Source organism: Psychrobacter sp. FME6 (genome assembly GCF_014861365.1).
Classification (GTDB): domain Bacteria; phylum Pseudomonadota; class Gammaproteobacteria; order Pseudomonadales; family Moraxellaceae; genus Psychrobacter.
The window spans coordinates 1-12,849 of record NZ_RRYW01000013.1 but is presented as its reverse complement, the minus strand read 5'-3'; the positions used below and the strand labels follow the sequence as shown (position 1 = coordinate 12,849).

The following is a 12,849-nucleotide window of genomic DNA, read 5'->3' as shown; positions in this document are numbered from 1 at the left end:
GGCTGGCTTTTTTTGTAGACTACTATTAAAGCGTGTCATCAACAGACCCTATTGTTTTTTAAATTAAATGATACAGAAAATGACAGGATACTTGAGTTTAAAACCGCTTTCAGTCAATTTTTTATCAACATTCTCATAGACTAGTGATTATCAAAATATGAACACTCTCAAAAACAGCGCGGTGGGCGGTCATGATATGACAATTCATGTCGATGGTGACCACAACAACACGCAGCGCCGTGGTCTACGCAGACCTCTTGCTCAGGTATTGTTGAGTTTTATTATTATCGTTAGTGTTATTGATGCGCCTACTTATGCAGCAAGTAGCTATGAGGGAGGTGAAAGTGAGCAAAGTGAAAGTAAGCAAAGCGCAAATGAGCCAGTTAACGCATCAGCCGCAGACAAACCTGACAATTTAACGGAGTATGCGGCGCAAAAATTTGATGAACTAAAAGCCGAAGGTCTTAGTGTTTCTGCTATTGCCGAAGAAGTGATTAGTCCACTAGAGAAAAAAACGGTGCAGCAAGCGGGTGTGCTGCAAGGGGATGCTGGCCTCACTGGCGATTATAACGAAAGCTACTATGCTTTAAATAAGTTAAATAGTGGCTTACCACCGTTAGCTGAAACCCCCAATTTTTCGACACCGCTTGCAACCTTGGAGTTTTTCCAATCGGCAATCATGAAGCAGCAATATGACTTAGCCGCCTATGCGCTGAATATGAACTTGATTGATAGTAAGTTACAGCGCGGTCGTGCGCTGGAGCTTGCCAAGCAACTTGATTTTTTATTAATGGAAAAAAATCTGTATGTGTTTGATAATCTGCCAGATCGTCCTGATGGCTTGGTTGAACCACCGCTTGGTAGCACTAATAGCATTCAAGGCATTCCTAGACGCTCGATTCAGCTTGGTTATATCGACTATCGCGACCGCCGTGTTCCGATACATCTAGAGCGGGTACGCATTGATGATAGCGCGCCTTTTTGGGTGTTTTCAGCCCAAACGGTTAGTAATATTGATAAGCTTTATGAGCAGTATCGCCCCGCTAAGTTTGAGCGTTATTTACCGGAGTGGACACAGCTAAAGATTTTTAGTATCACCGTTTGGGAATTTTTAGCGCTACTGCTATTTTTCTCTTTTACCATGGCAGTGGGTTGGTTGTTAAGTAAAGCCGCTGGCAAAATCCTCAATTGGTATGTGGTAGATAAAGAAGGAAATCGCCTCGGTACGCTTCACCACAATGGCGTAGAAGATTTGGTCAATAAGCTAACGGTGCCTTTGACCTTTACCATCAGTTTCTCGTCGGTTTATACCCTAGTGTCAGGTGGTCTTCCTTATTTAGATGCCGTTGCCTCGTCGACACGACCAGTCGTTTGGGTTGGATTGGTATTTAGTGCCATGTGGCTGGGTATTCGAGCCATTAATTTTTTTGCCAATCGCTACAAAGACTTGCAAATTGAAAACTTAAGCGATGAACACTTTGACAAAAGTCGCAGTCGCCGCACCTATGTTTCTATATTTCGCCGTATTTTTATCTTTGTCATGATTCTTGGTGGTATTTGGGTAGGACTTAGTGAGTTCACTAATATAGAGGGTTTGGGTAAAACCTTGTTAACGTCAGCAGGTATTGCCGGCGCGGTCATTGGTATTGCTGCACAGCCTATTCTAGGTAATATTATTGCTGGGACACAGGTTGCCATTACGCAGCCTGTGCGGATTGGCGACACAGTGATGATGGAAGGTGAGTGGTGTACGATTGAGGATTTAGGCTATACCTATGCGGTATTAAAAACATGGGATGAGCGTCGTTTGATCGTGCCCATGCGTCACTTTATTACTGAGATTGTGGAGAACTGGTCGCATACAGAATCGCATCAAACTTCAGTGATTTATTTATATGTCGATTATGGTGCTGATATTGACGCTATTCGACAAAAATATATCGAGCTGGTGAAAGAGAACGAACTATGGGACAGTGAGGTTGAGCCTGAAATGTATACAGTGTCAGTATCAGAAAGTAGCATCAAGCTACGCTGTAGCCAGGCATCTGATAGCCCATTAAACGCTTGGACGCTTGAGTGTGAAGTACGTGAGCAGATGATGAGTTATTTATATACCGAACAAAAAGACTACTTACCGGCTGAGCGTTTGATATTTAAGAGTAGCGATGTTTAAAAACAATGGCACCGTCATGGCAAAATAAGCTGACAAATATGTTATGCGAAGCCTTGCTTTATTTGTTATAATATGGCGTTATTTTTAAGGGATAATTCAGTTGTTAAGCGTCGTGTAATTAGACTTTAGGGTGTTTAGATACGCTATATTGGCAAATCTATTTAACCAACCGTCTCCTTACCGCTAATAAATTGCTAATGTGCCGAGCGAATATTTGTATGTAGTGTTTGTTCCTCACCGTTTTTCATCGCCTTTGGCTTTGATAAAACGTTAGTTTATTGACTTGATGTCTGCATTGTCCACCCATCAAAATAACCACTACTAGGGGTCTGTATGTTGCGAATTGTCGATGAAGCCTTAACCTTTGATGACGTTTTATTGTTGCCAGCCTATTCTGAAGTCCTGCCAAAAACTGCCGACCTGTCTACACGTTTGACCAAAAATATCACGTTGAACCTACCGCTTGTCTCTGCTGCTATGGATACGGTGACTGAGTCTGAAATGGCTATCACTATGGCGCAGTTAGGCGGTATGGGTATCTTGCATAAGAGCATGGATATCGCCAAGCAAGCCACACAAGTTCGCCGCGTCAAAAAATTTGAAGCGGGTACGGTGGTTGATCCTATCACGGTACATCCTGAAATGACCATTGGTGAGTTGCTAAAGCTGACCCAAGACAATAACATTTCAGGCGTACCTGTGGTCGAAAAAGGCACTGATAATGTGATGGGTATTGTGACCCATAGAGATTGGCGCTTTGAGACCAATCTATCATTGCCAGTCAGCAAAATAATGACACCAAAAGACCAGTTGGTAACGGTACATGAAGGTGAAAGCAACGAAAATATCAAACGCTTGTTACATGAGCACCGCATCGAAAAAGTCATCGTGATTGACGATCAGTTCCGTTTACGCGGTTTGATTACAGTGAATGATTTTGCAAAAGCGGAAAACAATCCAAACGCCTGTAAAGATGAACAGGGTCGTTTACGTGTTGGTGCTGCTGTTGGTACAGGCGCAGACACTCAAGCACGCGTTGAGGCATTAATCGCCGCTGACGTCGATGTTATCGTGGTCGATACGGCACACGGTCACTCAAAAGGCGTGATCGATAAAGTGTCTTGGATTAAAAAACACTACCCACAGGTGCAAGTGATCGGTGGTAACATCGCAACAGGTGATGCGGCCAAAGCATTGCGTGACGCTGGTGCTGATGCAGTAAAAGTGGGTATTGGTCCGGGTTCTATCTGTACCACGCGTATCATCGCTGGTATTGGTGTACCGCAAATTTCAGCGATAGATAATGTGGCCAGCGCCTTACAAGATAGCATTCCACTGATTGCTGATGGTGGTATTCGTTACTCAGGTGATATGGCCAAAGCCATTGCCGCTGGTGCTTCTTGCATCATGGTAGGCTCGTTGATGGCTGGTACCGAAGAAGCGCCAGGCGAGGTGGAGTTATTCCAAGGTCGTTATTATAAAGCCTATCGTGGTATGGGTAGTCTTGGGGCGATGTCAGGCTCGAATGGCTCATCGGATCGCTATTTCCAAGATGCTAAAGATGGAATAGAAAAACTGGTCCCAGAAGGTATCGAAGGCCGCGTCCCTTATAAAGGCCCAGTCGCTGGTATTGTCAATCAATTGGTTGGCGGCTTGCGCTCATCGATGGGTTACACTGGCTCTGCGACCATCGAGGATATGCGTACCAATCCACAGTTTATCAAAGTAACGTCAGCAGGTATGAAAGAGTCACATGTTCACGACGTGCAAATCACTAAAGAAGCACCAAACTATCGCGTTAATTAAACGATAACTCTTGGATGATGATTCATAGCCCTGTATCACCTCAAAATAGCTGACTTTCAGGGCTACAGTGACCTTAAGATACAAACAGCCAACAATGCCTTGTTATTGTTGGCTGTTTTTTTTGTAAAATACAGGAACATATTACAACAACTATATTAGCGTCTATATGGTGGGTTCATTTTATAGCAATAGCACTTTATTATTTACTTTACTACAATCGTATCGCTTTTATTTTGAACTGACGATATATAGGCCTGACCTTTCACTTTTAGATTTTGGGAGCATACATAATGAGCTACTTTGGCACCGATGGCATTCGCGGAAAATTTGGTGAGTTACCAATTACCCCTGATTTTATTTTAAAGTTGGGTTATGTGACGGGACAGGTGCTGATAGAGAACAATGACAATCCTACGCGCAAGCCAAGTGTGGTCATCGGTAAAGATACACGCCTGTCAGGCTATGTGATTGAAGGAGCGCTACAAGCAGGGTTCAATGCTGCTGGTGTCGATGTTCACATGCTCGGCCCATTGCCCACACCAGCTATTGCACATTTGACCCGCAGTTTCAATGCAGATGCTGGCGTGGTTATCTCGGCATCGCACAACCCTTATTATGATAACGGTATCAAGCTGTTTTCAGGTGATGGTAAGAAACTGACCGATGAGCTGCAAAGCTCTATTAATGACAAATTAAAAGCCATCATGAGCGCCTCTGAGGCTGATAATAATGTGATCATGCCCATTTTGGATCCAGCAGAGTTGGGCAAAAACAATCGAATCAATGATGCCAAAGGTCGCTATATCGAATTCTGTAAAGGCAGTTTTCCTTATCAGTATGACCTGAGTCATCTGACAGTCGTTGTGGATTGTGCCAATGGTGCAGGCTATAGCGTGGCACCAAGAGTCATGCGTGAGCTGGGCGCTAACGTGATTGCCATCAACAATACACCTGATGGGATTAATATCAATGCTGACTGCGGCTCTACTCATCCTGAAGGTCTACAAAAAGCCGTACTGAAGCACGATGCAGATGTTGGTATTGCGCTAGACGGTGATGGTGACCGTATCGTGATGGTGGATGAAGCTGGTAACTTAGTCGATGGCGATGGCATTTTGTACGTACTGGCTACCCAAGGTCAGATCAAGGCTAAGGGCGTCGTGGGTACGCTGATGAGTAATATGGGCTTAGAGTTGGCATTAAAAGCCGCTGATATTAATTTTACTCGGGCAAAAGTGGGCGATCGCTATGTGATGCAAGACCTTGAGGCCAATGGTTGGATATTGGGCGGTGAGCCGTCAGGTCACATTTTATGCTTGGATAAAAGCCGAACGGGTGATGCGATCATTGCAGGTTTACAAGTGTTGTCCGTCATGCAAGCCCGAAGCCGTGCTTTAAGCGATCTTGTCGAGGGTTTCGAAAAACTACCGCAAAAACTGGTCAATGTGCGTTTAAGTCAAATGCAAGATCCTTTTGAGCATCAAGAATTGGTCGCGGCTTTTGAGAAAGCACAGGATACTTTAGAAGGTCGTGGTCGTCTATTGATTCGTCAATCAGGTACTGAGCCAATGATACGAGTGATGGTTGAGTCAGATGATGAAATAGAATGTGATGTATTGGCGAACGATTTGGCTGATCATATCAAAGCCGTATTAGGTTAATATCATTAGATAGCAATATTAAAATAAGGAATGACCATGAGCATGGATTTTACCGATCAGCGTTTGTCGTACGAAAAAGGTGAGCTTGATCAACAGTCTGTACCAGCGTCACCATTTGAGCTTTTAAATGGCTGGATGAATGAGGCAATAGCGCAAAAAGTTCAAGAGCCTTATGCAATGAGTCTAGCGACTTGTGGCGCGGACAACAAACCCAGTGTACGTATCGTCCTTATGCGTGAGATTACTGAAAATGGCGTGGTATTTTATACCAATTATGAAAGCGCCAAAGGGCAGGATATCGCCGAAAACCCGAATGCCGAGGTGTTATTCTTTTGGCATGAGCTTGAGCGCCAAGTACGTATCAGCGGTAGCATTGCTAAAATTGCTGCTGATAAATCAGCTACGTACTTTCAAAAGCGTCCGCATGACAGTCAAGTAGGGGCATGGGTCAGCCAACCTCAAAGTGGTGAAGTGGCTAACCGTGAGGTCATGGAAAACAAGTTTGATCAGCTACAAGACGAATATCCAGAGGATAGCCAAGTGCCGACGCCAGCGTTTTGGGGTGGTTATGAAATCACTATCAGTGAGATTGAGTTTTGGCAAGGCCGTGCCAACCGTATGCATGACCGTATTGTCTATAGTAAAGAAAATAATGATAGCTGGAGCACCAAACGCTTATTGCCTTAGACCTGTTTGCTACTCATATGTAGGTATAATACCAAACCCAAAAAGTACGATTAGCTGTGTCAAACTCGTTTAGTCTACAGTACGTGATGTATCGATTTTACGTTTCACTGACTATATCTAGTTTTTGTGAATAGTATAAGTATGACAATAGTCAAATTAGACAAAGAAGCCAGCTTACTCGCCGTTTTATAAGAGCGAATAAGCTGGCTTTTTATGGTACTGACTTTCTAAAAGCTTTGTCTAAAAGATGTTCCTAAAAATTGCTTTTAAAGGCTTTCTTGATAAGAAGTATGTAGGTCAGTTTTATTAATTACTCTGAGTATTCACTCTCTTAGGCTCTTTTTTAACATCGGTATCCACATCGACCGACACTGACATACCAGGGCGCAATTGCGCAAGCTCAGGTTGTCCTTGTTCTAAATCTATTCGTACCGGAATGCGCTGAGCAATTTTAATATAGTTACCAGTCGCAGGGTTTGCCGCGCCTGCGCTGAACTCACTGCCAGTTGCGGGTGAGATGTTACTGACATGACCACGGAACTTAACGCCGCCCAACGCATCGACACGTACAGTCGCAGGCTCGCCGACAGTCATGTTGGCCACTTGGGTTTCTTTAAAGTTGGCGATAACCCAAATGCCTTTTGGTACGATATACATTAGCTGAGTACCAGCACTCACATATTGTCCTTCTTTGACACTAACTTGACTCAACTGCCCCGATTCAGGTGCAGTGATGACCGTATTATCCAAATTAATCTGCGCTTGCTTGGCACCCGCTTCCGCATTTTTAATATTGGCATCTAAGGAAGAGCGGCTGCCACTGGTCTTTTCGCTAGCCTCACGGGCAACTTGTAAATTAGCTTCTGCTTGTTGAACACTCGCTTGTGCTTGAGCAAGTTGTGCTTTTATATGGGCAACTTCTGCCTTTGAAACAGCGCCAATAGAATCCAAACCTTCATAACGATTAACATCTTCACGTGCACTGTCAACGCTGACTTTGGTGCTATATAAATCAGCTTCGCGTGCTTCGATTTGTGCTTGATTGGTTCCCGTGTCCTGAGCATTACTAGAGCGGTTGGTCACGGCAACTTCGATATTGGCCTGCGCTTGCTCGAGCTGCTGCTGAAAGGTTCGATCGTCTATTTTGACCAATAAATCACCAGCTTTGACGCTGGCAAAATCTTCGACTGCTACTTTCGTGACATAGCCTGAGACTTGTGGGCTGATAATGGTTGTTTGACCTTTTACAAAAGCATTATTGGTTTGCTGCACGGTAGGCGTAAACGGGGGCAGTTTCCATGCATAAAGAATCAAAAGCACGCCAATAGTAACTAATGCAATTAATAGGCCTAGATTGAAGTAAGATTTCTTTTTAGGTGACCAACCCGCAGAGCTAGGAATGGGCTCTTTTGGGGGCATTGGGGGTTCATCTGCATCACTATCTGTTGTCTCAGCGGCAACAGGCGTCGCTGCTGAATCTTCTTCTTTCGGTATAGCCACCGTCGCATCAGTTTCATCGGTTTTTGGCTTTTCTAGATGAGTTGCTGCTGATGGCGCATTGGACGGCATCTGATTGTTCTGAGCAGGGTCTTGGGTAGCATCTTGAGTAGCGTTTTGAGCAGTGCTTTGATTGTGGTCATCAAGCTCATTCGTTTTGTTTTCGCTCATGATGCACTCCTAATGAATTTAATAAACATAATAGATAACTTTAAAAAAATAAGCATAGGATTGGAATAGAGGGTGAGTAATAAAAATTGTAGCATTGGCTATTTTTGTTCTCTCATCTTCGCCAAAGCGGCAAGCTCTTTAGCGAGCGGGTTACGCTTATGATAACGATAATATAGGTAGATAGTTAATAAATACAAGGCAGTAATGGTAGCGCTCACTGCCATTAAAAAGAACAAATCATCATAAGCTGCGACCGTCGCTTGCTGCTGTACACCTTGCAGTACTTGTGTCATTGCAGCACGATTATCGCCGCTCATTGAGCTGACCATATCGGCATAATGCATCTGCGTACGAATGGTGGTAAACGCTTGAATGCCTGCAGCGCCTGCCAAACCGCCAACGGTTTGTGAAATACTAAAGATCACCGAAAAGCTAATAATATAAGCAGGGCCATTGGCAATGGCACGAAACATGCCTTCAAATACCATCGGTCCCATAAAATAAACAGCAGCAAAGGCAATCATAAACTGACTGAGATAAAACATATATGGAGCAGAGTTTAGCGATACACCAGTATCTATCCACGCGCCAACGGCAATCAGCGCAACCGCAAAAATTACCGGTCGACGTAGATCCATCGCATTAGTACTAAAGATACTAATCACTAATGCCAGCACACTGGCGATTAATACCACGGCATAAAAAACAATCATTTGATCATTGCCATAGCCAAGATTGGCCAATAACCCTGCCGCACCAACGCTTTGCTCAGATAATAAAATACGCATGACAGCGCCTGTTATCATAAAGGCGATAATAGTACGACTGCGCATCCAGCGTACTTGTAGCATGGGGTTTTGACGATGGGTTTCAATCCATAAAGCAATCGTAATAGTCACGGCGGCAATAATCAGTGGATAGCTAAGCCAAGGCGTGGTCCACCATTGAATCCTACCTTGTACTAAAAATACAGATAGGGATGCGAGCCCGCTAGCAAAAAAAGCAAAGCTAATAATATCGAGTTTTTCAAAGACTTTTTGGGTATTGCCTGGTGGCAACTCAAGGATATTAATAAGCCCAAAGCAAATTAGGGATAGTCCAACTTGAAATAAAAATAGATTCTCAAGCTGACCATCAATAGCAAGATATGGTGAGATAATACGTGACAGTGGAATACCAAACTGCACCAAACCAAAGCCTAAAATCAGTCCGCTGATACGCTTCGCTGTCGGCATGCCTTGTAGACAATAAAAAATAGACAACACCGTCATTGCACTAGCGACCACACCACTAAAACCACGGGCAATCAGCTCTAAATAAAAAGGCTCAATACTGATGCCAGTCGCCGTACTGAGTAGATTGCTACTGACTAACCACTGCATGCTGGTGGCTGCTAATAAAAAGAATAAGGTAATCTTGCTAAATAGCGACATACCAAACTGTTGGCGAATTTTATACAACAGCACAGTGACGCAAGCATTGGTCATATTATAGGCGACCGATATCCAGCCACCTTCAACAGGCGTTAACCCCATTTCACCTTGAATTTGGGTCAGATTGGCGACCAATAGACCATTTTGAAAACTGGCCGTCAAGCCGATAAAAATCCCAATCAGCAGGTAGAACACCTTTCGGCGCACGGGATGGTCAGGGGTGGCAGGGGAACCCAGCATAAATGGTTGTTCATGGGGTTTGAACTGGTATTCAGTACTCATGGATAGACGATAATCTGCGTAGTAAAATAAAGTGGCATAGGACAGCTTCCGGATTAGCGTTATTTAATACGCTGATAAAGGCAAAAACAGACTAAAAATTGCTTAAGACATTTTATCATAATTTCTACTGAGCATTACTTATGTACCCCTAATTTATTTAAGTTCACTGAATCATAATGTTTCATTACCGCTACCGATTTTTCTTGAGTACTGTTCGTTAGATACAAAAAACAGCTCTATAAGAGCTGTTTGTTATAAATCAAACCATTAAGTAGCCAGTCAAACCATGATTTTAGATTGATTGATCGTAGTTCATCTCTAAGCGCATGGCGCGCTGATAACTATCGAGGCTGGTCAGTTGCAAAGCGTATTGCTTAATATGCGGATAATCTTCTAACTCATCGCGCTTGGCCAACATAATTAAATCAAAAGACAGCATAAAATCAGCACCGCTAAGCTTATAACCAACGATAAACGATTTGTTGGCAACCTCGTCATCTAAGTAGCTCAGCAGTTTGTGTTTTTCTTGACTGATATAGCCCTCTAAAAACTCATTATCGACAATACCTGCTTTTTTGGTGAATAACTCCAGCAATAAAGGTAACATCAAGGAGCTCTCAGCAAAGTTAATCCATTGCAGGTAGTAACCGTAATCTAGGCTATTTGTCGCAGGACGTAAACGCTCTGGCGCAAACCGCTCAATCAATAGCTCAGTGATAGCGCCCGACTCAGCATAAATCTGGCCAACCATCTCGATAACTGGAGACTTACCGAGTGGATGTACGGCTTTTAAACTGTCTGGTGCTAAATGCGTTTTGGCATCGCGCTGATGGCTAACAATCTCATAGGGTACGCCTAGCTCTTCTAGCAGCCATAAAATACGTAATGAGCGTGATTGATTGAGGTGATGTAAGCGAATCATGATAGAGACCTTGTTGCATAGTTTGTGATAGAAGCCTAATTTATTATAGGCATCTTTAAGCAGTATTAGCCTTTAAGCTTGGTGATTAAGCGCTTAGCAGCTTCTTCTGAGGAAGCAGGGTTTTGACCGGTAATCAGCAGACCGTCTTCCACCACAAAGGATTCCCAGTCATCGCCTTTTTTATAGTTGCCGCCATTGGCTTTTAATACGTCTTCTAATAAGAAAGGTACGACATCAGTCAGCTGAACGCCTTCTTCTTCGGTATTAGTGAAGCCTGTCACTGTTTTGCCTTTCACTAAGTACTCACCGTCAACTTTGACATTTTTTAGTGCCGCTGGCGAATGACAAACAAAAGCCACTGGCTTGTCTTGCTTAACGAAAGTCTCAATCAAATTGATAGAGTTTTTATCCACTGCCAAATCCCATAATGGACCATGGCCGCCAGGATAAAACACGGAGTCAAAGTCTTCTGCTTTCATGTCGGCGAGTTTTTTGGTATGAGCGAGGTGTTCTTGGGCATCTTTATCGTCTTTAAAGCGTGTGGTGTCTTTGGTCTGTGTGTCTTCAGTATCACTACTAGGATCAAGTGGTGGCTGACCGCCAGCAGGCGAGGCGAGGGTCACATTGGCGCCTGCATCAAGAAATGCATAGTAAGGTGCGGCAAATTCTTCTAGCCAAAAACCGGTTTTTTTACCCGTATCGCCCAATTTATCATGTGAAGTAAGTACCATTAAAATATTCATAATTATCCTTATTTATTGTTCGTATTTAATTAAAGTCAAATTAAAGGGTTAACAATCATGCGCGACTAAATCAGGCTATAGGTAGTGCTAAATAAAATCGATACGTTGTTAGCCACAGTGCTACTGTTATATATTTTTTTTGCTTGCTGTTCGCAAGGGTGACAGAGGCTGCGAAAATTTACTCCAATAGCACTTGTATCGGTTTTAAAGTGTATTGCCGCGACGATGACTATTACCAGTATTCATTTTTTGATAACACTTTTCAGTAGTTGTCTTAACCAGTTATGTTGTTAAGTAGTTATTTGAACGTAACTACTTAACGTCGGATACCTTGATCACTGTTTTACCAAAGTTATCACCGTTCAGCATACCAACAAAGGCGTTTGGCGCGCTATTTAAGCCATCTGTGATGTGCTCTTTGGTTTTCACATCGCCCGACTCAACCCATTTGCTCATGGTTTTTAAGAATTCAGGAAAATGATCGCCATATTCTTCAAAGATGATAAAGCCTTTGACCGTGAGGCGCTGACTTAAGATAAGACCCATTAATATACTCAAACGATCCTTGCCATCAGGTAGCTCGGTGGCGTTATATTGCGAGACCAATCCACAAACTGGGATACGCGCATGGGCATTTAATAATGGCATAACGGCATCAAATACTTTGCCGCCGACGTTTTCATAATAAATATCGATACCATCTGGGCAAGCGGCTTTTAGTTGCTCGGCAAAGTCATCGGCTTTATGATCGATACAAATATCAAAGCCCAGCTCATTAACCGCGAAGTCACATTTCTCTTTACCGCCAGCGATACCGACAGCACGCACGCCATACTGATGACCGACTTGACCGACGGTTGCACCGACTGGACCAGTTGCTGCTGCGACGACTAAGGTTTCGCCTTTTTTTGGTTGACCAATATCAGTCAAACCCATGTAACCGGTGAAGCCTGGCATACCTAACACGCCCAAACCATAAGAAGGGTTTGGCATGTCTTTGTCTAACTTGAGAACGCCTTCGCCATCACTGACGCTATAGTCCTGCCAGCCTGAGTTTGAGACCACCAAGTCGCCCACCGCAAATTTATCGATATTAGATTCAACCACTTGGGCAACGGTCGCCCCCATGATGACATCGCCCACTTCTAATGGGTCAGCATAGCTTTTGGCATCACTCATACGTCCGCGCATGTACGGATCTAGTGACAAATAGACGGTACGCAGCAGCATCTCATTGTTATTTGGCGTTGGTATATCACCCGTTGCCATGTCAAAGTTTTCCGCTTTTGGCTCACCTGTGGGGCGGCTGGCAAGCTTGATTTGACGGTTGGTTTGTTGGTTTTGCTGCTCTTTAAAATTATTATCAAAGCTCATAGTAGGCTCCTTTTTTTATTTATTGGTTTCTTAGATTAACACACCAAGTGCAACGCTAAATTATATTATAGAACACCTGATTGGGCGTTTTAAACCCTAA

The 12,849-nt window shown here is 43.6% G+C and carries 9 protein-coding genes; 4 read left to right on the top strand and 5 right to left on the bottom strand.

Features of this window, described 5'->3' with window-relative positions; genetic code table 11:
• Positions 1 to 157 precede the first annotated feature (157 nt).
• The 4 genes from EI162_RS03300 to pdxH all read left to right on the top strand — a co-directional run bounded on the left by EI162_RS03300 (position 158) and on the right by pdxH (position 6,327).
• Entirely contained in the window at positions 158 to 2,173 is a 2,016-nt protein-coding gene (locus EI162_RS03300; RefSeq protein ID WP_225736898.1) for a mechanosensitive ion channel family protein, read from the top strand.
• 333 nt (positions 2,174 to 2,506) lie between these two features.
• On the top strand, positions 2,507 to 3,979 hold the full coding sequence (gene guaB / locus EI162_RS03295; RefSeq protein WP_192523005.1) for an IMP dehydrogenase: 1,473 nt from the start codon (positions 2,507 to 2,509) through the stop codon (positions 3,977 to 3,979).
• Between the two features lie 290 nt (positions 3,980 to 4,269).
• Positions 4,270 to 5,640 (top strand): phosphoglucosamine mutase, encoded by a 1,371-nt coding sequence (gene glmM / locus EI162_RS03290; protein ID WP_192523004.1) that lies wholly within the window; start codon positions 4,270 to 4,272, stop codon positions 5,638 to 5,640.
• Positions 5,641 to 5,682: 42 nt separating this feature from the next.
• Entirely contained in the window at positions 5,683 to 6,327 is a 645-nt protein-coding gene (gene pdxH / locus EI162_RS03285; protein WP_192523028.1) for a pyridoxamine 5'-phosphate oxidase, read from the top strand.
• 306 nt (positions 6,328 to 6,633) lie between these two features.
• Here pdxH and EI162_RS03280 read toward each other — a convergent pair whose 3' ends face one another.
• The 5 genes from EI162_RS03280 to EI162_RS03260 all read right to left on the bottom strand — a co-directional run bounded on the left by EI162_RS03280 (position 6,634) and on the right by EI162_RS03260 (position 12,749).
• A complete protein-coding gene (locus EI162_RS03280; protein WP_192523003.1) occupies positions 6,634 to 7,995 on the bottom strand; it encodes an HlyD family secretion protein in 1,362 nt (453 codons plus the stop codon).
• 98 nt (positions 7,996 to 8,093) lie between these two features.
• Positions 8,094 to 9,710 (bottom strand): MFS transporter, encoded by a 1,617-nt coding sequence (locus EI162_RS03275; RefSeq protein ID WP_192523002.1) that lies wholly within the window; start codon positions 9,708 to 9,710, stop codon positions 8,094 to 8,096.
• A gap of 292 nt (positions 9,711 to 10,002) precedes the next feature.
• Positions 10,003 to 10,632 carry a glutathione S-transferase family protein gene (locus EI162_RS03270; RefSeq protein WP_192523001.1) on the bottom strand — a complete coding sequence of 210 codons (630 nt, stop codon included), beginning with the start codon at positions 10,630 to 10,632 and terminating at the stop codon, positions 10,003 to 10,005.
• Between the two features lie 65 nt (positions 10,633 to 10,697).
• Positions 10,698 to 11,375 carry a type 1 glutamine amidotransferase domain-containing protein gene (locus EI162_RS03265; RefSeq protein ID WP_192523000.1) on the bottom strand — a complete coding sequence of 226 codons (678 nt, stop codon included), beginning with the start codon at positions 11,373 to 11,375 and terminating at the stop codon, positions 10,698 to 10,700.
• A gap of 312 nt (positions 11,376 to 11,687) precedes the next feature.
• Positions 11,688 to 12,749 (bottom strand): NADP-dependent oxidoreductase, encoded by a 1,062-nt coding sequence (locus EI162_RS03260; RefSeq protein WP_192522999.1) that lies wholly within the window; start codon positions 12,747 to 12,749, stop codon positions 11,688 to 11,690.
• Positions 12,750 to 12,849 lie beyond the last annotated feature (100 nt).

Excerpts from the sequence above, each read along its gene's own strand:
- EI162_RS03300 (WP_225736898.1), top strand. The coding sequence starts at position 158 with ATGAACACTCTCAAAAACAGCGCGGTGGGCGGTCATGATATGACAATT.
- guaB (WP_192523005.1), top strand. The coding sequence starts at position 2,507 with ATGTTGCGAATTGTCGATGAAGCCTTAACCTTTGATGACGTTTTATTG.
- glmM (WP_192523004.1), top strand. The coding sequence starts at position 4,270 with ATGAGCTACTTTGGCACCGATGGCATTCGCGGAAAATTTGGTGAGTTA.
- pdxH (WP_192523028.1), top strand. The coding sequence starts at position 5,683 with ATGGATTTTACCGATCAGCGTTTGTCGTACGAAAAAGGTGAGCTTGAT.
- EI162_RS03280 (WP_192523003.1), bottom strand. The coding sequence starts at position 7,995 with ATGAGCGAAAACAAAACGAATGAGCTTGATGACCACAATCAAAGCACT.
- EI162_RS03275 (WP_192523002.1), bottom strand. The coding sequence starts at position 9,710 with ATGAGTACTGAATACCAGTTCAAACCCCATGAACAACCATTTATGCTG.
- EI162_RS03270 (WP_192523001.1), bottom strand. The coding sequence starts at position 10,632 with ATGATTCGCTTACATCACCTCAATCAATCACGCTCATTACGTATTTTA.
- EI162_RS03265 (WP_192523000.1), bottom strand. The coding sequence starts at position 11,375 with ATGAATATTTTAATGGTACTTACTTCACATGATAAATTGGGCGATACG.
- EI162_RS03260 (WP_192522999.1), bottom strand. The coding sequence starts at position 12,749 with ATGAGCTTTGATAATAATTTTAAAGAGCAGCAAAACCAACAAACCAAC.